17 protein-coding genes, 5 tRNA genes and 1 pseudogene are annotated in these 21,810 nt (G+C 38.1%); 22 read left to right on the forward strand and 1 reads right to left on the reverse strand.

What is annotated here, in order from left to right; genetic code table 11:
- The first annotated feature begins 90 nt into the window (after positions 1-90).
- The 3 genes and pseudogenes from G7074_RS17160 to G7074_RS27290 all read left to right on the forward strand — a co-directional run bounded on the left by G7074_RS17160 (position 91) and on the right by G7074_RS27290 (position 2,206).
- Positions 91-522: a hypothetical protein gene (locus G7074_RS17160; RefSeq protein WP_124560737.1), complete on the forward strand. Its 432-nt coding sequence runs from the start codon at positions 91-93 to the stop codon at positions 520-522.
- 587 nt (positions 523-1,109) lie between these two features.
- Positions 1,110-1,657: pseudogene (locus G7074_RS27285) on the forward strand (acyl-CoA dehydrogenase family protein); the annotation flags it as partial.
- Between the two features lie 42 nt (positions 1,658-1,699).
- Positions 1,700-2,206, forward strand: coding sequence for an acyl-CoA dehydrogenase family protein (locus tag G7074_RS27290; protein ID WP_370526651.1), 507 nt, complete (start codon positions 1,700-1,702; stop codon positions 2,204-2,206).
- Between the two features lie 195 nt (positions 2,207-2,401).
- Here G7074_RS27290 and G7074_RS17170 read toward each other — a convergent pair whose 3' ends face one another.
- Positions 2,402-2,785 (reverse strand): hypothetical protein, encoded by a 384-nt coding sequence (locus G7074_RS17170; RefSeq protein WP_124560735.1) that lies wholly within the window; start codon positions 2,783-2,785, stop codon positions 2,402-2,404.
- A gap of 165 nt (positions 2,786-2,950) precedes the next feature.
- On the opposite strand from G7074_RS17170, the gene rpsU reads away from it, so the two are divergent.
- The 19 genes from rpsU to G7074_RS17265 all read left to right on the forward strand — a co-directional run bounded on the left by rpsU (position 2,951) and on the right by G7074_RS17265 (position 21,808).
- The gene (gene rpsU, locus G7074_RS17175) at positions 2,951-3,145 is read left to right on the forward strand and encodes a 30S ribosomal protein S21 (RefSeq protein WP_086549247.1); all 195 of its coding nucleotides are present in this window, start codon (positions 2,951-2,953) and stop codon (positions 3,143-3,145) included.
- Positions 3,146-3,301: 156 nt separating this feature from the next.
- The gene (locus G7074_RS17180; protein ID WP_124560734.1) at positions 3,302-4,186 is read left to right on the forward strand and encodes a tyrosine-type recombinase/integrase; all 885 of its coding nucleotides are present in this window, start codon (positions 3,302-3,304) and stop codon (positions 4,184-4,186) included.
- Between the two features lie 14 nt (positions 4,187-4,200).
- Positions 4,201-4,548, forward strand: coding sequence for a ribosome hibernation-promoting factor, HPF/YfiA family (hpf, locus tag G7074_RS17185; RefSeq protein WP_025143266.1), 348 nt, complete (start codon positions 4,201-4,203; stop codon positions 4,546-4,548).
- A gap of 569 nt (positions 4,549-5,117) precedes the next feature.
- Positions 5,118-5,190: transfer RNA gene (locus G7074_RS17190), tRNA-Thr, on the forward strand.
- A gap of 38 nt (positions 5,191-5,228) precedes the next feature.
- A tRNA-Tyr gene (locus tag G7074_RS17195) sits at positions 5,229-5,311 on the forward strand.
- 81 nt (positions 5,312-5,392) lie between these two features.
- Positions 5,393-5,468: transfer RNA gene (locus G7074_RS17200), tRNA-Gly, on the forward strand.
- A gap of 73 nt (positions 5,469-5,541) precedes the next feature.
- A tRNA-Thr gene (locus G7074_RS17205) sits at positions 5,542-5,613 on the forward strand.
- A 116-nt stretch (positions 5,614-5,729) separates the two neighbouring features.
- Entirely contained in the window at positions 5,730-6,917 is a 1,188-nt protein-coding gene (tuf, locus tag G7074_RS17210; RefSeq protein ID WP_047798116.1) for an elongation factor Tu, read from the forward strand.
- Positions 6,918-6,973: 56 nt separating this feature from the next.
- Positions 6,974-7,047, forward strand: a tRNA-Trp gene (locus G7074_RS17215).
- Positions 7,048-7,137: 90 nt separating this feature from the next.
- Positions 7,138-7,335, forward strand: coding sequence for a preprotein translocase subunit SecE (gene secE, locus G7074_RS17220; protein ID WP_029279332.1), 198 nt, complete (start codon positions 7,138-7,140; stop codon positions 7,333-7,335).
- Positions 7,336-7,344: 9 nt separating this feature from the next.
- Positions 7,345-7,884, forward strand: coding sequence for a transcription termination/antitermination protein NusG (gene nusG, locus G7074_RS17225; protein ID WP_010601093.1), 540 nt, complete (start codon positions 7,345-7,347; stop codon positions 7,882-7,884).
- A gap of 311 nt (positions 7,885-8,195) precedes the next feature.
- Positions 8,196-8,639: a 50S ribosomal protein L11 gene (gene rplK / locus G7074_RS17230; protein ID WP_010601094.1), complete on the forward strand. Its 444-nt coding sequence runs from the start codon at positions 8,196-8,198 to the stop codon at positions 8,637-8,639.
- A 20-nt stretch (positions 8,640-8,659) separates the two neighbouring features.
- Positions 8,660-9,358 carry a 50S ribosomal protein L1 gene (rplA, locus tag G7074_RS17235; RefSeq protein ID WP_025143259.1) on the forward strand — a complete coding sequence of 233 codons (699 nt, stop codon included), beginning with the start codon at positions 8,660-8,662 and terminating at the stop codon, positions 9,356-9,358.
- Between the two features lie 2 nt (positions 9,359-9,360).
- Positions 9,361-9,882, forward strand: coding sequence for a 50S ribosomal protein L10 (gene rplJ / locus G7074_RS17240; protein WP_039482033.1), 522 nt, complete (start codon positions 9,361-9,363; stop codon positions 9,880-9,882).
- Positions 9,883-9,946: 64 nt separating this feature from the next.
- Positions 9,947-10,324, forward strand: coding sequence for a 50S ribosomal protein L7/L12 (gene rplL / locus G7074_RS17245; protein ID WP_010601097.1), 378 nt, complete (start codon positions 9,947-9,949; stop codon positions 10,322-10,324).
- Positions 10,325-10,481: 157 nt separating this feature from the next.
- Positions 10,482-14,285, forward strand: a complete 3,804-nt coding sequence (rpoB, locus tag G7074_RS17250; RefSeq protein ID WP_039482036.1) for a DNA-directed RNA polymerase subunit beta — start codon at positions 10,482-10,484, stop codon at positions 14,283-14,285.
- Between the two features lie 75 nt (positions 14,286-14,360).
- Positions 14,361-18,647, forward strand: coding sequence for a DNA-directed RNA polymerase subunit beta' (rpoC, locus tag G7074_RS17255; RefSeq protein ID WP_124560733.1), 4,287 nt, complete (start codon positions 14,361-14,363; stop codon positions 18,645-18,647).
- A 148-nt stretch (positions 18,648-18,795) separates the two neighbouring features.
- Positions 18,796-20,400: a sulfatase gene (locus tag G7074_RS17260; protein ID WP_166210139.1), complete on the forward strand. Its 1,605-nt coding sequence runs from the start codon at positions 18,796-18,798 to the stop codon at positions 20,398-20,400.
- 280 nt (positions 20,401-20,680) lie between these two features.
- Positions 20,681-21,808: an SGNH/GDSL hydrolase family protein gene (locus G7074_RS17265; protein WP_158674061.1), complete on the forward strand. Its 1,128-nt coding sequence runs from the start codon at positions 20,681-20,683 to the stop codon at positions 21,806-21,808.
- The last annotated feature ends 2 nt before the right edge of the window (positions 21,809-21,810 follow it).

The raw sequence follows: 21,810 nt of genomic DNA on the forward strand, positions 1-21,810 counted from the left end.
TTCTTTGTGGCGTTGATAGGCAAAACCTATACAGTTTTGCAATTCCAAAAATAAGATTTATATTTATAATACGCATGTCATATCGCATCTATGAGAATTTGGCTCAACAAACATTTCGGTTTTAGTAAAGGCGAATTCAATGGTTTGTTGTTTCTTGTGCTACTCATTATTGCAATTAAAGCTACACCTTTTTTATATAACTACTATAAACCGGTTGAAAAAGACGATCCTACGCTTTTGTCGCAGATCCAGCATTTAAAAGTGGTTGAAGAAGAACGCTCTGCTTATACCCACAGGCGGATTGATGGCTCAGACGCAGTAAAAAATATCAGGTTTTTTAATTTTGACCCCAATACCTTATCTATTAATGGTTGGCAAAGCTTTGGCTTATCGCCAAAACAGCCTGCAGCAATTGTAAATTATACCAATAAGGGAGGGAGCTTTTACAAGCCCGAAGACCTAAAAAAATGTATACCATTTCGCCAGAGCTGTACCAGAAATTGCTCCCTTATGTTAATATAGAAGAAACCACCTGGTAATGCTAAAAGCTTTGTTCCTTTTGAAAAGAAAGCATACGTTAAGAAAACAGTAATCGTAGATATTAATACAGCTGATTCGTCACAGCAGGATGAGATAAAGGGAATAGGAAGAGCTTTTGCAAAACGTATCGCAAACAGAACGGCAATTATTCGGGTACTGAAGATTTAAAAAAGGTTGTTCTTTTGAGTTAGGAAGTGATTGATAAAATTACTCCTTATATTTCTTTTTAAATACAGCTATACGAAATGGCACTATTGTTAGTGTTATAATAGAACTGTTATTGCAATGCATTTGCAATCTATTTTAGTTCAAACTGAAAATTTATTTACCTATGCCTTCCATAGTTGTGAAAAAAATAAAAAAAACTTTCTCTACCAATTTCAAGCTTTAAAATTAACGGCATAACATATTGAACCGAATACCATTTCATTCTGCAATTGCGAAATTATTTGATGGTAACTAACTATCAAATAATTGTTTATAATTGCTGCAACTAACTATAAAATATAAATTTAATGAGCGTAAGCTTCGATTTTTCAGAAACAGAAACTCAGCAGAGTGTGCGGACTATGGTTCGCGATTTTGCAGAGAAAAATATTCGTCCACATATAATGGAGTGGGATGAAGCACAGCATTTTCCTGTCGAGCTGTTTAAGCAACTTGGCGAGTTGGGCTTAATGGGGGTTCTAGTGCCCGAAGCATACGGGGCTCGGGATTGGGTTACCAGGAGTATGTTGATGTAATTGTAGAAGTGGCGCGGGTTTGTGGTTCAATCGGCTTATCGCTGGCGGCACACAACTCTTTATGCACTGGCCACATTTTAGCTTTTGCCAATGAGGAGCAGAAGCAACGGTGGCTGCCAAAGCTGGCAACTGCCGAGTGGATTGGTGCCTGGGGCTTAACAGAAGCCAATACAGGCTCTGACGCTTTACGGATGATGACTACTGCTGTTGAAGATGGCGATGATTATATTATTAATGGAGCAAAAAACTGGATTACCCATGGTAAAAGTGGCGATATTGCTGTAGTAATGGTGCGTACAGGCGAAAAGGGGAGTTCGAAAGGAATTTCGGCCATTGTGGTAGAACGCGGTACACCAGGTTTTTCGGCAGGTAAAAAGGAAAATAAACTGGGTATGCGTGCTTCAGAAACTACTGAAATGGTTTTTGATAACTGCCGTGTACCTAAAGCCAATTTATTAGGCAATGTAGGCGAAGGTTTTAAACAGGCCATGAAAGTTTTAGATGGCGGACGTATTTCTATTGCAGCACTGGCTTTGGGTATTGCTAAGGGGGCTTTCGATGCAGCTGTAGCTTATTCGAAACAAAGGCAGCAATTTGGTCAGCCGATTTCTAGCTTCCAGGCCATTAGTTTTAAGCTTGCTGATATGGCTACTGAAATTGAAGCTGCAGAATTACTGATCCGTCAGGCAGCAGATTTAAAAAACAGGCATTTACCAATGACAAAGGAATCGGCAATGGCAAAATATTTTGCTTCCGAAGTTTCGGTTAGGGTAGCTACCGATGCTGTTCAGATCTTTGGCGGTTATGGTTATACTAAAGATTTCCCGGTAGAGAAATTTTACCGCGATAGTAAACTATGTACCATAGGTGAGGGGACCTCGGAAATCCAAAAAATTGTAATTGCCCGTGAAGTGCTGAATTAAGTTGAAAGACCAAAGCAAATCAGTACTTTTCTAAAGAAACAACAAACCAAATATATTATGAGTAATCCGGACGGTTTAATTACCTCCGGATTTTTTTCGCGTTTTAAAGCCAATACTTATGGGGAATGTTCATACTAAAGACTAAAGCGGCTTGATGCGAAGTTGAAAAATTTAGGCCTAAATTTAGCTTTAAGCTTATTTTATGTCCGTAGTTGTTAAAATGCTATCCACTACATACACACTAAATCCACGCCATGGGAGGGTGTTTTTGTATTCCTTGTAGTGCAGCTCGTAAAATTTACCACTATTGGCCATCATTTTTTCTGCAACTTCTTTACTGGCGATAGAAAATTCGAATTCGTTATTTTGTAATGTTCCGGTTTGCCGCGATTTTACCCCACTCTGAATCAGTTTTCCTTCATAGGTTTTAAAGATGTAACCCTTTTTAACCACATAATTTAGTTCGCCGGCTTTAACACCTTCGCCAAAAACAAAGAAGTACCGGTAATAACAAATTGCCACAAGTAGTAGCACAATAATAACTGCAATAATTGAGGTTACTTTTTTGCCTGTCGTCATAGTAGTAAATAGTTTATCTAAATTAAACAAAGAACCCATTAATTTAACCAAAGGGTCAAATAAAATTTCTTTTAAAAATCTTTCTCAATTTCAATATTTTGCTTACATTTGCAGCCCCGATAGTACGGGAAATTTAAAAACCACGAGAGGAGGTATTTCAGCGTTATGATCATTATCAACATTAAAGACGGCGAATCATTAGATAAAGCCCTTAAACGTTTCAAGAAAAAGTTTGAAAAAACTGGTGTATTGAGAGAACTACGTAGTCGCCAAGCATACGAGAAAAAATCCGTTGCTCGCCGTACTGAAATTAAACATGCTGTTTACATTCAGAATATGAATCAAGATACAACTGCATAGTTGTTTACGATATAATATATTAAAGCTTCGATTTTTTAATCGGAGCTTTTTTGTTTTTAAAGGAATCAAAAACTTTACAATAAACAATTAATTAATGATTTCTTTATATCAAAACTATTTGTAACTTCATATCAATGCCCCTCAAAAAGATATTGAATGTTGTTGAAAAGTTTTATTACATATTTAACTCACGAGAAGCGCTATTCTCAGCATACCATCACTTCTTATCAAGCCGATTTGGATCAGTTTGAAAGGTATATCAACAGTACATTCGAGCTCCATTTTTTAGCAGTGAAACATACTCACCTCAGGAGTTATATGGTCGATTTAATGGAGCAGGAAAATGCCGAAACCACCATTAACCGAAAAATTTCGGCATTACGCAGTTTTTACAAGTTTTTGCTAAGGGAAGGAAAGATTGATCAGAATCCTACAGTTTTAATTAAGGCACCTAAAATTCCTAAAAGACTTCCGGTATTTGTTGATGCGCTGAAAATGGATCATTTGCTGGATTCTGAGCATTATTTCGATGCCAGTTTCCCTTCAGTGCGCGACCATGTGGTGATAGAACTGCTTTTTGGCACCGGAATGCGTTTAGCCGAATTACTACAATTAAAAGATACCGATATAGATGTTTACTCTGGTACAATCAAAGTTTTGGGTAAACGGAACAAGGAACGTATCATCCCAATAAATAAATCGCTTATTAATCAGCTAAATATCTATATTGAACAAAAAAAGTTGCAAAACTTTAATAACAATTTGCTTATCTTAATCGTTACCAATACAGGAGCAGCGGCATATCCAAAATTAATATACCGTATTGTTACCGAATACCTAAAACACGTATCAACTCATGAAAAGAAAAGTCCACACGTGCTCCGGCACAGCTACGCAACCAGCCTGTTAAATGCAGGTGCAGATTTAAATGCAATAAAAGAATTGTTGGGCCACGCTAGTTTAGCGGCCACACAGGTTTATACCCATAATTCTATTGAAAGATTAAAAACAATTTATAAACAAGCCCACCCAAAGGCGTAAAAAAAGGAGGAAAAATGAAAATCGGAGTTCAATCAATCCACTTCAGTGCAGACAGTAAGTTGTTAGACTTTATCCAGAAAAAAGCAAACAAACTCGATCAGTTTTTTGATCAGATCATTAGCGGCGAAGTGTATTTAAAGTTAGAGAACGTAGAGGATGAAGCCAATAAAATCAGTGAGATAAAACTTATTGTGCCAGGAGGGACCTTATTCGCTAAAGAACAATGTAAATCATTTGAAGAGGCCACCGATCTGGCTATCGAATCGCTAAGAAAGCAAATTACGAAACATAAGGATAAAACGCGTGCAAAATTGAGTGAGCATAAAGCCATTTTAAGCGAAAGCGAAGCCGCAGATTATTAATATTAAGTAGAGAATTATAAAAAAGGAGCAGTGCAGTTCAAAATGCACTGCTTTTTTTGTGTTAAGCGCTCGTGTTTTTGAAAGAAAAACAGTGTTTGATTTAAAAAAAATGAATGCTACAGGTGGGATGGGTTGATGGATTTCGGTTTTTTTGCGATTAATTTCACTTAATTTCTATTGGCGTTTGAATAAAAAATGATCAAAAGAGGAGTGATTTTATTTTTTTTGAAATTTATTTAGCTTTTAATTTTAGATGAGTATTCCTGTTGTTATCCATAAAGCTTCGTTTTTTCGAAAAAGGAGCAGAAAAAAGTGAAAAAAATATTCAATTTTAAGCGGTTGATTACTAAGCCAATTCGGCTTGTTTACTGAAATGGACAAAAAAACTTCTCCATTTTTTTTCAAATTTATTTTGAAGTGAAATATAAGTGTGTATATTTGCATTCCCTTTCGGAAAGGGCGTTACGCCAAGAAGAAAAGGGTTGTTCTTTAAAAAGATAAAAGTTTTAAAAATACACGCTAATAGTATGAAAAATGAAGATTTTTCGTATCATTGCACAAAATTTAAAGCCTCCTTAGCTCAGCTGGTAGAGCAACTGACTTGTAATCAGTAGGTCATTGGTTCGATTCCGATAGGAGGCTCTTTTTATTTTAAAGTGTTAGCATTTTAAGATAAAGTTGGGGAGATACCAGAGCGGCCAAATGGGACAGACTGTAACTCTGTTGTCGTAAGACTTCGAAGGTTCGAATCCTTCTCTCCCCACACTTTAAATGAATGGATGACTAAATGTTTTAATGATAATTAAGTCATTCATTCGTTCAATCAATCACTAATTTTTTAAAAGCGGAAGTAGCTCAGTTGGTAGAGCGATAGCCTTCCAAGCTATAGGTCGCGAGTTCGAACCTCGTCTTCCGCTCCAATAGAATTAGAAAGTGGGCAGTTACTCATACGGTTTAAAATTTAAGGCCAAATGCTGAAACTGAAAACTAAAAGCCGACTTAGCTCAGCGGTAGAGCACTTCCTTGGTAAGGAAGAGGTCGTGGGTTCAATTCCCATAGTTGGCTCAGGTATAATAAAGCTTTGTTAAATCTGTTTAAGCAGAATAGCAAGGTTTTTTGTGTTGAAAAAACAATAAATAAGAAATAATAAAAAGTTAACCTACTAATTAGTTATAAATAAAATGGCAAAAGAAAAATTTGACCGCAGTAAACCGCACTTAAACATCGGTACAATCGGTCACGTGGATCACGGTAAAACAACTTTAACAGCAGCTATTACAAAAGTTTTGGCTGATGCTGGTTTATCTGAGGCACGTTCATTCGATTCAATTGACTCTGCTCCAGAGGAAAAAGAAAGAGGTATTACAATCAATACAGCTCACGTTGAGTATTCAACAGCTAACCGTCACTATGCACACGTTGACTGTCCAGGTCACGCGGATTACGTGAAAAACATGGTTACTGGTGCTGCTCAAATGGACGGTGCAATTATCGTTGTTGCTGCTACTGATGGTCCAATGCCACAAACTAGAGAGCACATCTTATTGGCTCGTCAGGTTGGTGTGCCTTCATTAGTTGTATTCATGAATAAAGTGGATATGGTTGATGATCCAGAATTATTAGAACTAGTTGAAATGGAAGTTCGTGAATTATTATCATTCTATGAATTCCCAGGTGATGATATTCCAGTAATCCAAGGTTCTGCTTTAGGTGGATTAAATGCTGATCCGAAATGGGTTGGTAAAATCATGGAGTTAATGGATGCTGTAGATAGCTACATTCCAATTCCTCCACGTTTAACTGATCTTCCTTTCTTAATGCCAGTTGAAGATGTATTCTCAATCACAGGTCGTGGTACTGTTGCTACTGGTCGTATTGAGCGTGGTGTAATCAACTCTGGAGATCCAGTTGAGATCTTGGGTATGGGTGCTGAGAACTTAAAATCTACAGTAACTGGTGTTGAGATGTTTCGTAAAATCTTAGATTACGGTGAAGCTGGTGATAACGTAGGTTTATTGTTACGTGGTATTGAGAAAACTGATATCCGTCGTGGTATGGTAATCTGTAAACCAGGTTCAGTAACTCCTCACACTGATTTCAAAGCTGAGATCTATGTATTATCAAAAGCAGAAGGTGGTCGTCACACTCCATTCTTCAACAAATATCGTCCTCAATTCTATTTCCGTACCACAGACGTAACTGGTGAGATCTCACTAGCTGAAGGAACTGAAATGGTAATGCCAGGTGATAACGTTACAATCACAGTTAAATTAATTAACGCGATTGCAATGGAAAAAGGTCTACGTTTCGCTATCCGTGAAGGTGGTAGAACAGTAGGTGCTGGTCAGGTAACTGAAATCTTAGCTTAATTTTAAGCTACAACAATACAAAAAGAGCTGGTTCAGGCTAGCTCTTTTTAAAATACACGGGAATAGTTCAACGGTAGAATAGAGGTCTCCAAAACCTTTGATCAGGGTTCGAATCCTTGTTCCCGTGCCAAAATAATGATTGAATTAGTGAATTTATAACGGTTGAATGTGTTTACATTCAGTCTCTCACTAGCTCAATCATTTAATCATTATAATAAATATGGCTAAAGTAGTTGAGTTTATAAAAGAATCGTACGATGAAATGACCCAGAAGGTTACCTGGCCTACATGGGGCGAACTGCAAAGTTCTGCTATTCTGGTATTGGTTGCTTCTTTAATTATTGCATTGGTAATTTTTGCAATGGATAAAGGATCTACATTTGTGTTAGATACTTTTTATAAATCACTTTCTAATTAATATTTACGAATGAGCGATCTAAAGTGGTACGTTGTAAGGGCTGTAAGCGGTAAAGAAAAGAAAGTAAAACAGTACATTGATGCTGAGATCAGCCGTTTAGGTTTCTCTCATTTGGTTCCTCAGGTGTTAATCCCGATGGAAAAATATTACCAAATGAAAGATGGTAAAAAAATTGCCAAAGAACGCAACTTTTATCCTGGATATGTGTTAATCGAAGCTACCTTAGACGGTGAGTTAGAGCACATCATTAAAGGTATTAACAGTGTAATTGGTTTCTTAGGTGATAAAGCCGGTAATCCAATTCCAATGCGCCAGGCAGAAGTTAACCGTATTTTAGGTGTGGTTGATGAAATGAGTGAGCAAGGCGAAACCATGAATGTTCCTTACTATGTTGGAGAAAACATCAAAGTAATGGATGGTCCTTTCAATGGTTTCTCAGGTATTATCGAAGAGGTAAACGAAGAGAAGAAAAAACTGAAAGTTATGGTTAAAATCTTCGGACGTAAAACTCCATTGGAGCTTAACTACATGCAGGTAGAAAAAGAGTAAGATTGTACTTAAGATATTTTAAAGCCTCGAAGCAATTCGGGGCTTTTTTATGCATAATAACGGTGAGCGGGCAATAAGCTGAGCAGCTTATCCGTTAAATATCAAAAAGTTCTTAATTCCTCTTTTTAACTAAAAGATGCAGTTTTACGAGATTCATACGAATTAATAATTAATTTTTATTGATACTATTGTTTTACTGTAAGTTAATCCATATCTTTGCAGTCCTTTAAGCTTTATAGGAGCCCTAAGGAAATAAATGTTACATGCTTCCAATATTTAACATTGAGTTTTAAATAAACAAAAAACACAAAATGGCAAAAGAAGTCAGTGCAATGATCAAATTACAGATCAAAGGCGGAGCGGCAAATCCATCGCCACCAGTAGGGCCTGCATTAGGTGCTAAAGGGGTGAACATTATGGAGTTTTGCAAACAGTACAACGCTCGTACCCAAGATAAAGCAGGTAAAGTATTGCCAGTTGTAATTACTGTTTATGCTGATAAGTCATTCGATTTCATCATCAAAACCCCTCCGGTAGCTATCCAGTTAAAAGATGCTACTAAATTACAGAGTGGTTCTGCTGAGCCTAACCGTAAGAAAGTTGGGTCGGTGACCTGGGACCAGATTAAAGTTATTGCTGAGGATAAAATGCCTGATTTAAATGCATTTACAATCGAATCAGCAATGAGTATGGTTGCTGGAACAGCACGCAGTATGGGAATCACCGTTTCTGGTGACGCACCCTGGAACAATTAATTAAAAAACAGTTTACAACAGTGGCGAAATTAACTAAAAATCAAAAAAAGGCACATGCTAAAATAGAAGCTGGCAAAGCTTATACTTTGAAGGATGCTGCTGCTTTGGTAAAAGAAATCACTACTACTAAATTCGATGCTTCAGTTGATATTGATGTATCTTTAGGCGTAGATCCACGTAAAGCCAATCAAATGGTACGTGGTATTGCTACTTTACCACACGGAACAGGTAAAACTGTACGTGTTTTAGCTTTAGTAACTCCTGATAAGGAAGAAGAAGCAAAAGCAGCTGGCGCAGACTTCGTAGGTTTAGACGAGTATGTAGCTAAAATTGAAGGTGGTTGGACCGATGTAGACATTATTATCACTACACCAGCTTGTATGGCTAAGGTAGGTAAATTGGGCCGTGTTTTAGGTCCAAGGAACTTAATGCCTAACCCAAAATCAGGTACAGTAACTAACGAAGTTGGTAAAGCTGTAACTGAGGTTAAAGCAGGTAAGATTGATTTTAAAGTAGACAAAACGGGTATCATACACGCCTCGATAGGAAAAGTATCATTCCCGGCAGATAAAATTTATGAGAACGCACTTGAAATTATTCAGGTGATTTCAAAACTAAAACCATCTGCTGCAAAAGGAACTTATTTTAAGAGCATTCACGTGTCTTCTACAATGAGTCCTGGGATTGCAATTGAAACCAAATCAGTAGCGGGGATCTAATCATGAACAGAGAAGAAAAAAACGAAGTAGTTTTAGAACTACAAGGACAAATGCAAGAGTTTGGCAATTTTTATATTGCTGATACTTCTAGCCTTTCTGTTGAGCAGATTAATAACATCCGTCGCAAATGTTTTGAAGGCGATATCGTAATGAAAGTTGCTAAAAATTCTTTAATCCGCAAAGCGATTGAAGGTTTAGAAGGCGACGCTTCTGAGATATACGAAGCATTAAAAGGTTCATCATCATTATTATTCTCAAAAACAGCAAACGCTCCGGCTAAGTTGATTAAAGCTTTGAGAAAAACATCTGATAAACCAGTGCTTAAAGCAGCATTTATAGATTCATCAGTATACGTTGGCGATGACCAATTGAATAACTTAGTAAGCTTGAAATCAAGAGAAGAGCTTATCGGAGATATCGTTGGATTATTACAATCACCAGCTAAAAATGTTCTATCTGCACTTCAATCAGGCGGTAGCAAAATTGCAGGAATTGTTAAAACTCTACAAGAAAGAGAAGGTTAACGAACACCTTAAGTTCGCAAATTAAACAAAATTATTACACGTAAATTTTTAAAATCTTAATAAAATGGCAGATTTAAAAGCGTTTGCTGAGCAATTAGTAAACTTAACAGTAAAAGAAGTTAATGAATTAGCTCAAATCTTAAAAGATGAGTATGGTATTGAGCCTGCAGCTGCTGCTGTAGTTGCTGGTCCTGCTGCTGGTGGTGATGCACCTGCTGCTGCTGCAGAAAAAACATCTTTTGATGTAATCTTAAAAGAAGCTGGTGGTCAGAAATTAGCAGTTGTAAAACTTGTTAAAGACTTAACTGGTTTAGGTTTGAAAGAAGCTAAAGACTTAGTAGACGGAGCACCAAAAGAATTAAAAGCTGGTGTTGCTAAAGACGAAGCAGAAGCTCTTAAAAAACAATTAGAAGAAGCTGGAGCAGTAGTTGAGATTAAGTAATCACTTAACTTAGCTAAGCTAAAAATGTATTAGACACCGACTGAAAATGTCGGTGTCTTTACCTGTTTATAAACATCTCATTTTGTTTGGTTAATGAGCCTGTTTGAAATTCGAACCAAACAAATAGTTTATTCTTAAACTAAAATCTTTTAGTCCATTGGCAAAGACAGTCGAACAAAGAGTAAATTTTGCAACTAGTAAGCACATTATAGACTATCCGGATTTTCTGGATGTGCAATTGCAATCATTCAGAGAATTTTTCCAGATAGATACCACATCAGACGATCGCTCTAGCGAGGGTTTGTTCAAAGTGTTTGCTGAAAACTTTCCAATAACAGATTCGAGAAATATCTTCGTATTAGAATTTCTTGATTATTTTGTTGATCCGCCACGTTACGATATACATGAGTGTATTGAGCGTGGATTAACCTACAATGTTCCATTAAAAGCAAAGCTGAAGCTTTCTTGTAACGATGTTGAACATGAGGATTTTGAAACCATTATTCAGGATGTGTATTTAGGTACTATCCCGTATATGACACCAAAAGGTACGTTTGTTATCAACGGTGCAGAACGTGTTATCGTTTCGCAATTACACCGTTCTCCGGGTGTGTTCTTCGGCCAGAGCCGTCACACTAACGGAACCAAATTGTACTCAGCACGTGTTATCCCTTTCAAAGGTTCATGGATCGAGTTTGCTACAGACGTTAACAACGTAATGTATGCTTACATCGATCGTAAGAAAAAATTCCCGGTTACCACTTTATTGCGTGCTATCGGTTACGATTCTGATAAAGACATTTTAGAACTTTTTGATCTTGCTGACGAAGTAAAAGTTAGTAAATCAGGTTTAAAGAAATACATCGGTCGTAAACTGGCTGCAAGGGTATTGAAGAAATGGGTTGAAGATTTTGTTGATGAAGATACTGGTGAGGTAGTTTCTATCGACCGTAATGAAGTGATTCTTGAAAGAGAAACCGTTTTAGAAGACGAACACATTGATATGGTTATTGAAGCAGGTGTTAAAACTATTATCCTTTCTAAGGAAGATGGTGCGAGCCAGGCCGATTATACCATTATATATAATACATTACAAAAAGATACATCAAACTCAGAGAAAGAAGCTGTTGAAAACATCTACCGTGCTTTGCGTAACGCAGAACCACCTGATGAGGAAACTGCCCGTGGTATCATCGATCGTTTATTCTTCTCGGATAAACGTTATGACTTAGGTGATGTTGGTCGTTACCGCATCAACCGTAAGTTGAAAATGAATACCCCTGATGATGTAAAGGTATTAACGAAAGCAGATATTATCGCAATTGTTAAATACCTGATCAAATTGATCAACTCTAAAGAAGAGGTGGATGATATCGATCACTTATCAAACCGTCGTGTACGTACGGTAGGTGAGCAGTTGTACGCACAATTCGGTGTTGGTTTAGCCCGTATGGCCAGAACAATCCGTGAGCGTATGAACATCCGCGATAACGAGGTGTTTACACCAACTGATTTGATTAACGCCCGTACGTTATCATCAGTAATCAACTCTTTCTTTGGTACAAACCAGTTATCTCAGTTCATGGATCAAACCAATCCATTGGCAGAGATTACACACAAACGCCGTTTATCAGCTTTAGGTCCGGGTGGTTTATCCCGTGAGCGTGCTGGTTTCGAGGTACGTGACGTTCACTACACGCACTACGGTCGTTTATGTACAATTGAAACTCCAGAGGGACCGAACATTGGTTTGATTTCATCACTTTGTGTGCATGCAAAAATCAACAATTTAGGTTTCATTGAAACACCATACAAACGCGTTGAAGATGGTAAAGTAGTTGTAGATTCAGATGTTATCTATTTATCGGCAGAAGATGAGGATGGTAAAACCATTGCTCAGGCTAATGCTGAGTACGATGATAAAGGTGTGTTCTCTACTCCACGTGTTAAAGCACGTTACGAGGGTGACTTCCCGATTATCGAGCCTGAGAAATTAGACTTGATGGACGTTGCACCTAACCAGATTACTTCAATTGCTGCTTCGTTAATTCCGTTCTTAGAACATGATGATGCGAACAGGGCGTTGATGGGATCGAACATGCAACGTCAGGCCGTACCATTGTTACGTCCTGAAGCACCAATCGTTGGTACAGGTTTGGAAGGTCGCGTTGCCCGCGATTCAAGAACTTTGATCAATGCAGAAGGTGATGGTGTTGTAGAATATGTAGATGCAAACGAAATTACCATTAAATACGAGCGTAACGAAGATGATCGTTTAGTTTCATTTGAAGGTGATAGCAAAACATACCGTTTAATCAAATTCAAAAAAACCAACCAGAATACCTGTATCAACTTAAAACCAATTGTTAAGAAAGGTCAGAAAGTAAGTAAAGGTCAGGTTCTTTGTGAAGGTTATGCAACTGAAGATGGCGAATTGGCATTGGGTAGAAACCTGAAAGTGGCATTCATGCCTTGGCAAGGTTTCAACTTTGAGGATGCGATTGTAATCAACGAGCGTATTGTTCGCGATGACGTTTTCACTTCATTGCATATTGAAGAGTTTGAATTAGAAGTACGTGATACTAAACGTGGAGAAGAGGAATTAACACCAGATATCCCGAACGTTTCTGAAGAGGCTACAAAAGACCTTGATGAGAACGGTATTATCCGTATCGGTGCTGAAGTAAAAGAAGGTGATATTTTAATTGGTAAGATTACCCCTAAAGGTGAGTCTGATCCTTCACCAGAAGAGAAATTACTACGTGCAATCTTTGGTGATAAAGCAGGTGATGTTAAAGATGCGTCTTTAAAAACTCCTCCTTCAATCCAGGGTGTGGTAATTGATACTAAATTATTCAGCCGTGCTAAGAAAACTACAAAAGCTGAAGAGAAATCGGCAATTGAGAAATTAGATAAAGGCTATAACACAGTAACTGAGAAGTTAAAGAACGAATTAGTTGACAAATTATTCGCTATTGTAAACGGAAAAACATCACAAGGTGTATTTAACATTTACAAAGAATTATTAGTTGCTAAAGGCGCTAAATTTACTCAGAAAATTTTAGCAGAGCTTGATTATAACCACATTAGCCCTAACAAATGGACTACTGATGACGATAAAAACGAGCTAATTAAAATGTTGCTTCACAACTACGGTATCCGTGTTAACGAAGAGCTTGGTGCTTACAAACGCGATAAATTTGCAATTAGTGTAGGTGATGAGCTTCCATCGGGAATTGTACAAATGGCAAAAGTTTATGTTGCTAAAAAACGTAAGTTAAAAGTAGGTGATAAAATGGCTGGTCGCCACGGTAACAAAGGTATTGTTGCACGTATTGTACGTGATGAAGATATGCCTTTCTTAGCTGATGGTAGCCCGGTTGATATTGTGTTGAACCCACTGGGTGTACCTTCACGTATGAACCTTGGTCAGATCTATGAAACCGTATTGGCATGGGCCGGTAAAGAATTGGGTGTTAAATTTGCAACCCCGATTTTTGATGGTGCTACGCATGATGAGGTAGAGGAGTGGATTGCTAAAGCGGGTGTTCCTGCTTCAGGAAAAACCTACTTATACAATGGTTTAACAGGTGAGCGTTTCGATCAGACTACAACTGTAGGTATTATCTACATGTTGAAACTAGGTCACATGGTTGATGATAAGATGCACGCCCGTTCAATCGGACCATACTCGTTAATTACACAACAACCATTGGGTGGTAAAGCCCAGTTCGGTGGTCAGCGTTTTGGTGAGATGGAGGTTTGGGCATTAGAAGCATTCGGTGCTGCTAATATTCTTCAGGAGATCTTAACCGTTAAGTCGGATGATGTAATCGGAAGAGCCAAAACTTACGAAGCCATTGTTAAAGGTGAAAACCTACCAACTCCGGGTGTACCAGAATCGTTTAACGTATTGGTACACGAGTTACGTGGTTTAGGTTTAGATATTACATTAGATTAATTAAGCCGAAAGACTAAAGACTAAAGCTCAAAGCAGCTTTGGTCTTTAAGCTTTCCGCTTTAACCTTACATAAGTATGTCTTACAAAAAGGATAATAAATTAAAAAGCAATTTCACATCAATCACGATTAGCTTATCGTCTCCGGAGATTATTCTGGAACGCTCAAGCGGTGAGGTGTTGAAACCAGAAACCATTAACTACCGTACTTACAAACCTGAACGTGATGGTTTGTTCTGTGAGCGTATTTTTGGTCCGGTAAAAGATTACGAATGTCATTGCGGTAAATACAAACGTATCCGTTATAAAGGTATTGTTTGTGATCGTTGTGGTGTTGAAGTAACTGAAAAGAAAGTACGTCGTGAGCGTATGGGGCACATCGCTTTGGTGGTTCCTGTTGCGCACATCTGGTATTTCCGTTCTTTACCAAACAAAATCGGTTATTTATTAGGTTTACCTACTAAAAAATTAGATTTAATTATCTATTACGAGCGTTACGTAGTTATCCAGTCGGGCTTAATGGCCGAGGAAGGTATCAACTATATGGACTTCTTAACAGAGGAGGAATATTTAGATATCTTAGATAAATTACCTAAAGAAAACCAATACTTAGACGATAAAGATCCTAATAAATTCATCGCCAAAATGGGCGCTGAAGCATTAGAAGATTTATTAAAACGTATTGATTTAGATACTTTATCTTACGACTTACGTCACCAGGCAGCTAACGAAACTTCTCAGCAACGTAAAAATGAGGCTTTAAAACGTCTTCAGGTTGTTGAAGCTTTCCGTGGCGCTAATACACGTATCGAGAATCGCCCTGAGTGGATGATTGTTAAAATCGTTCCGGTTATTCCACCAGAATTACGTCCATTGGTTCCATTAGAAGGTGGTCGTTTCGCTACTTCCGATTTAAATGATTTATACCGTCGTGTAATTATCCGTAACAACCGTTTAAAACGTTTGATCGAGATTAAAGCACCAGAGGTAATTTTACGTAACGAAAAACGTATGTTGCAGGAAGCTGTAGATTCGTTATTCGATAATTCACGTAAAGTTAACGCGGTAAAAACTGAAGGTAACCGTGCCTTAAAATCACTTTCAGATATTTTGAAAGGTAAGCAAGGTCGTTTCCGTCAGAACTTATTGGGAAAACGTGTGGATTATTCAGCTCGTTCGGTAATTGTTGTAGGGCCTAGCCTTAAATTACACGAGTGCGGTATTCCTAAAGATATGGCTGCTGAGCTTTACAAACCATTCATCATCCGTAAGATGATTGAGCGTGGTGTGGTAAAAACAGTTAAATCCGCTAAGAAAATCGTGGATAGAAAAGATCCTTTAGTTTGGGATATCCTGGAGAACGTATTAAAAGGTCACCCGGTATTATTAAACCGTGCACCAACACTACACAGACTAGGTATTCAGGCTTTCCAGCCAAAACTAATTGAAGGAAAAGCAATCCAGTTACACCCATTAGTTTGTACCGCATTCAACGCCGATTTTGACGGTGACCAGATGGCTGTTCACTTACCGTTAGGTAATGCAGCAATTTTGGAAGCCCAGGTATTAATGTTGGCTGCACACAACATCTTAAACCCTGCAAACGGTACGCCGATTACGGTACCTTCTCAAGACATGGTCCTTGGGCTTTATTACATTACTAAAGGCCGCAGAACTGACGAAACAAGAGTTGTAAAAGGACAGGATTCTGCTTTCTACTCACCAGAAGAGGTTATTATTGCTTATAATGAGAAAGAGTTAGACTTGCACGCATTTATCAAAGTAAGGGTAAATGTTAAACAAGCTGACGGTTCTATCGTTAACAAATTAACTGAAACTACTGTTGGTAGAGTATTATTCAACCAAATGGTTCCCGAAGAAGTTGGTTACATCAACGAGTTATTAACTAAAAAATCGTTAAGAGATATTATCGGTGAGGTAGTTAAAATGACTGGTATGGCACGTGCTTCTCAGTTCCTGGATGATATTAAGGAATTAGGTTTCAAAATGGCGTTCCAGGGAGGTTTATCGTTCAACTTACAAGATGTAAACATTCCGGTAGAAAAACATACATTATTAGAGCAGGCGGCTAACGAAGTTGAAGAGGTAAGAAACAACTATAACATGGGTTTCATTACCAACAACGAGCGTTACAACCAGATTATCGATATCTGGACCCGTATCAACAACAGGTTAACTACTTTCGTTATGACTCAGTTATCTTCAGATAACCAGGGCTTTAACTCAGTTTACATGATGCTTGATTCTGGTGCACGTGGATCTAAAGAGCAGATTCGTCAGCTTTGCGGTATGCGTGGTTTGATGGCGAAACCTCAGAAATCAGGTTCAGGTGGTGACATCATTGAAAACCCGATCTTATCAAACTTTAAAGAAGGTTTATCGGTATTAGAGTACTTTATCTCTACGCACGGTGCCCGTAAAGGTTTGGCGGATACGGCGTTAAAAACGGCTGATGCGGGTTACTTAACCCGTCGTTTACATGATGTTGCTCAGGATATGATTGTTAACGATAACGATTGTGGTACCTTAAGAGGTATGTACACCACTGCGTTAAAAGATAACGAGGATATTGTTGAACCATTATACGACAGAATTTTAGGCCGTACTTCATTACACGATGTATATAATCCTTTGGATAATACATTAATGGTAGGTGCTGGCGAAGATATTAACGAAGAAGTTGCTAAATTAATCGACGAATCGCCTTTAGAAGGTATCGAAATTCGTTCAGTATTAACCTGCGAATCTAAACGTGGTGTTTGTGCACTGTGTTATGGTCGTAACTTAGCATCTGGTAAACGTGTTCAAAGAGGTGAGGCAGTTGGTGTAATTGCAGCACAATCAATCGGTGAGCCGGGTACACAGTTAACACTTCGTACTTTCCACGTGGGTGGTACTGCATCAAACATTGCTGCAGAATCTAACATCGTAGCTAAGTTTGATGGTGTCGTTGAATTCGAAAATATCCGTACCGTAGATACACAAACAGAAGATGGTACTGTACAGGTTGTTTTAGGCCGTTCAGGTGAATTTAGAATTGTTGAGCCAGGAAGCGGACGTGTTATTGTAACCAATAACATTCCTTATGGTGCATTCTTATTCGTTAAAGAAGGCGATAAAGTAGCTAAAGGTGATAAAATCTGTTCATGGGATCCGTACAACGCGGTTATTCTTTCTGAATTTGCAGGTAAAGCACAGTTTGATGCCATTATTGAAGGTGTTACCTTCCGTGAGGAATCAGATGAGCAAACTGGTCACCGTGAAAAAGTAATTATAGATACACGTGATAAAACGAAAAACCCTTCAGTTCAGATCGTTGATAAAAAAGGCGAAATGATTAAAGGTTATAACATTCCGGTAGGTGCTCACGTTTCAGTTGATGAAGGTGAAGCAATCCAAACTGGTCAGATTATCGCTAAAATTCCACGTGCAACTGGTAAAACCCGAGATATTACGGGTGGTTTACCTCGTGTAACTGAATTATTTGAAGCACGTAACCCATCTAACCCAGCTGTTGTAACTGAGATTGATGGTGTGGTAACTTTAGGTGGTGTTAAACGTGGTAACCGTGAAATCACAATCGAATCAAAAGACGGAGAAGTTAAAAAATATCTGGTTCCATTGTCTAAACACATCCTTGTACAGGATAATGACTTTGTGAAAGCAGGTATGCCATTATCTGATGGTTCAATTTCTCCGGCTGATATCTTATCAATTAAAGGACCAGCAGCGGTTCAGGAATACTTAGTAAATGGTATTCAGGAAGTTTACCGTTTGCAAGGTGTGAAAATTAACGATAAGCACTTCGAGGTAATTGTTCACCAGATGATGCAGAAAGTTCACATCGAGGACCCGGGAGATACTATTTTCTTAGAAAATAACGCGGTAGATCGTTGGGATTTTGCTGAAGAGAACGATGCAATGTACGACAAGAAAGTTGTTGAAGATGCAGGTGATTCAAATGATCTAAAACCAGGTCAGATTGTTTCATTACGTAGATTAAGAGATGAAAATTCTCAGTTGAAACGTAAAGATTTAAAACAGATTACGGTTAGAGATGCAAGACCGGCAACTGCCAGTTCTATCTTACAAGGTATTACCCGTGCATCATTAGGTACTAAATCGTTCATTTCTGCGGCTTCGTTCCAAGAAACTACGAAAGTATTAAATGAGGCAGCGATTGCAGGTAAACGCGATAATATGTTAGGCTTGAAAGAAAACGTAATCGTTGGTCACTTAATCCCTTCAGGTACTGGTGTACGTGGTTACGAGCGTATCATTGTAGGTTCTCAGGAAGAATACGATAAATTATTAGCTTCTAAACAAGAAGAAGTAGAAGCTTAATATTTAAGCGCATGATAATTTAAACCCCGGCATTTCGTCGGGGTTTTTTTGTTTACAGCCTAAATTGATACGCTATGATATGCCCACGACAAAAAGAAATTATATTTGTATCGTTTCACGCTTCGGCTAATCCCAATTATCCATCCATATGAAGAACTTATTAATCCTGTTATTCCTTTGCTTCCAAACATTGGCTTTTGCACAAAATAAGCAGCCTAATATTATCTTTATTCTTTCCGATGATCATGCTTATCAGGCTATTGGTGCATACGGAAACAAATTGGTGAATACACCCAATATAGACCGACTGGCAAAATCAGGAGCTTTGTTTAATAATGCAATTGTATCCAATGCAATCTGCGGACCAAGCCGTGCTGCGTTTATTACTGGCCAATACAGTCATAAAAATGGCTACAAAGTAAACGATGGTGTTTTAGATACCAATCAGCGTTTTTTACCTGAAATTTTAAGTGAAAATGGCTACCAAACCGCTTGGATTGGTAAATGGCATTTGGGAAGCTTGCCAAAGGGCTTCGATTACTGGAATGTGATGCCTGTTCAGGGCCATTACTTCAATCCTGATTTTATCAATCAAAAGAACGATACAGTGCTGTATCATGGTTACGTAACAGAAGTGATAACAGAACTCACTAAAAAATATTTAAATGATAGAAATCGCGATAAACCTTTTTTTCTGGTTGTAGGCGAGAAAGCAACACATAGGGAGTGGTTACCCGATTTACAAGACCTGGGTGCTTACGATTCGATAAAGTTTCCATTACCCGCAACCTTTTACGACGATTACAAGGGAAGGACAGCAGCTGCCAAACAGTTAATGAGCGTTGGAGAGGTGCTGACCCTTAAAACTGATTTAAAAATTAACCAGCCTTTTGGAGAAAAACCGAAGGTAAATAACCAGCCTGTCCGGCCAGTAGTTAAAGGTAAGGAAATCGAAGAATCTATGATGCGTTATTACCAGCAGGGCGAATACGCGCGCATGGATAGTACGCAAAGCAAAGCATATCGTAACTATTATGGCCATCGCGCTAAAGAGTTTGAACAGTTGAATTTAACCGGTAACGCGTTAAAGGAATGGAAATTTCAACGGTACATGAAAGATTATTATGCGACGGCAAAATCATTGGATAGAAATATCGGCGAAATACTAGATTACCTGGAGAAAAATGGCTTGAGTGAGAATACCATCGTTATTTACGCATCTGATCAGGGTTTTTATCTGGGCGAGCACGGCTGGTTCGATAAACGTTTTATTTATGAAGAATCACTTCGTACGCCGTTCATTATCCGAATGCCCCAACTTCCGGCACTTAAGGATAAAAAATTAAACCAGATCATATCTAATGTAGATTGGGCACCCACCATTCTGGATTTTTCGGGCATTCAAAAACCAGGTTTTATGCAAGGCAAATCTTTTCTGCCAGTATTGAAAAACCCACAAATCAAAAACTGGTCAAAAGAGGGTGCTTATTATCATTATTATGAATATCCCGGGCCACATTATGTATCGCCTCATTTTGGCATCCGCACAAATGATTACGTACTGGTTCGTTTTTATAAAGGTACAGAGGCCTGGGAAATGTATGATCTGAAGAAAGATCCCAGCGAATTGAAAAATATTATCGACGATAAGCATTATAGCGCAATCAAAAATGAGCTCAAAAAGAAACTAAAAGCATTAATTGTAGCTTACGATGATAAAGAAGCCCTGAAAGTCTTTAATCAGAACTTATAGTTATCAAAAATTTTAACACCAAAACGGTTATTATGTTTTGGTTTTTACAGCAATAGATAGGCCCCGGATGGGGCTTTTTTTGTTCGTCTGCTAGCTATCCATTTTGTTACAAAATCTCAAACGTTTGCGTAAGCGCTTGATTTCAATCTTTAATCTTATTGCATAGGGTTTAATTAACTTAGTACTGAGTAGCTTTTAATGAATGTTAAAAACTGCTCAGCTTGTACCTGCCAACAGGAAGTACAGGATTATAATTGAACACACAAAACAAACACAACATATGAAACCTCTTACTTTTTTATGGGCACTTGTTGCCTTTATGGTGTATAGCCTGGTAGGCTATGCACAGACCGATACCGGTTTGAAATGGTTTAATCCGAAACTATACCCTTATACTACACTAAAGGGAAAAGCCTGGCAGAATACAGATAGTGCCAACTATTATAATCGCTTACCCTCAGCGGCCGAAAAAACGGTACGGAAAGAAGTTTGGAATTTAGCAAAGAATACAGCAGGTGAGTATATAGATTTCAATACCAACGCGAAGAAAATTGTAGTGAAATATCAGCTGGCAGGGGGAAAAAGTTTAGATAACATGCCAACTTTAGGTGTGAGCGGCCTGGATTTATATGCACAGGATACCGAAAATAAATGGCACTGGATCAAAGCTGCATACAGTTATAATGATACGGTTACCTACAGTTACGAAAATTTTAACCCGAATGTAAAAATCAAAAAACTTCGCTTATACCTGCCTTTATACAATACTCCAAAATGGTTAAAAATAGGTGTAGCTACAAACGATGACTTTACGGTAGAAAAGGTAGAAGAACAGCCTGTTTTAGTGTTTTATGGAACTTCGATTATGCAAGGAGCCAGTGCAAGCAGGCCTGGAATGGCCTGGCTCAATATTTTAGGCCGAAAATTAAACCAGCCAGTAATTAACCTGGGGTTTTCGGGCAACGGAAGGTTGGAAGCACCACTGATTGATTTAATGAGCAGTACAGCAGCTAAACTTTTTGTACTCGATTGCCAGCCAAATTTAACTGATAAAACCGTTTATCCTGCTGAAGAAATTGAGAAACGAATTACTACCTCAGTACAAATTTTAAAGGAAAAACATCCTAATACGCCCATATTATTGGTTGAACATAGTGTTGGTTTAGCAAGTGCCAATTTAGATTTGGCGCTTACAGGAAAGTACATCTGGACTTCCCAGGTACTGAACAATACCTATCAAAAAATCAAAAAATCAGGTGTAAAGGGACTTTATATCTTAACCGCAAAAGATATCGGCTTTACCGACGATAGCACCATAGATGGCACACATCCGAACGATTTGGGTATGATGCGATACGCAGATGCCTATGAAAAAATAATCAGGAAAATTTTAAACACTAAAAAATAATT

This window comes from Pedobacter sp. HDW13, assembly GCF_011303555.1.
Lineage (GTDB): Bacteria > Bacteroidota > Bacteroidia > Sphingobacteriales > Sphingobacteriaceae > Pedobacter.

Coding starts and splice junctions, on each gene's coding strand:
- G7074_RS17160 (WP_124560737.1), top strand. CDS start 91: ATGAGAATTTGGCTCAACAAACATTTCGGTTTTAGTAAAGGCGAATTC.
- G7074_RS27290 (WP_370526651.1), top strand. CDS start 1,700: ATGGTTTTTGATAACTGCCGTGTACCTAAAGCCAATTTATTAGGCAAT.
- G7074_RS17170 (WP_124560735.1), bottom strand. CDS start 2,785: ATGACGACAGGCAAAAAAGTAACCTCAATTATTGCAGTTATTATTGTG.
- rpsU (WP_086549247.1), top strand. CDS start 2,951: ATGATCATTATCAACATTAAAGACGGCGAATCATTAGATAAAGCCCTT.
- G7074_RS17180 (WP_124560734.1), top strand. CDS start 3,302: ATGTTGTTGAAAAGTTTTATTACATATTTAACTCACGAGAAGCGCTAT.
- hpf (WP_025143266.1), top strand. CDS start 4,201: ATGAAAATCGGAGTTCAATCAATCCACTTCAGTGCAGACAGTAAGTTG.
- tuf (WP_047798116.1), top strand. CDS start 5,730: ATGGCAAAAGAAAAATTTGACCGCAGTAAACCGCACTTAAACATCGGT.
- secE (WP_029279332.1), top strand. CDS start 7,138: ATGGCTAAAGTAGTTGAGTTTATAAAAGAATCGTACGATGAAATGACC.
- nusG (WP_010601093.1), top strand. CDS start 7,345: ATGAGCGATCTAAAGTGGTACGTTGTAAGGGCTGTAAGCGGTAAAGAA.
- rplK (WP_010601094.1), top strand. CDS start 8,196: ATGGCAAAAGAAGTCAGTGCAATGATCAAATTACAGATCAAAGGCGGA.
- rplJ (WP_039482033.1), top strand. CDS start 9,361: ATGAACAGAGAAGAAAAAAACGAAGTAGTTTTAGAACTACAAGGACAA.
- rplL (WP_010601097.1), top strand. CDS start 9,947: ATGGCAGATTTAAAAGCGTTTGCTGAGCAATTAGTAAACTTAACAGTA.
- rpoC (WP_124560733.1), top strand. CDS start 14,361: ATGTCTTACAAAAAGGATAATAAATTAAAAAGCAATTTCACATCAATC.
- G7074_RS17260 (WP_166210139.1), top strand. CDS start 18,796: ATGAAGAACTTATTAATCCTGTTATTCCTTTGCTTCCAAACATTGGCT.
- G7074_RS17265 (WP_158674061.1), top strand. CDS start 20,681: ATGAAACCTCTTACTTTTTTATGGGCACTTGTTGCCTTTATGGTGTAT.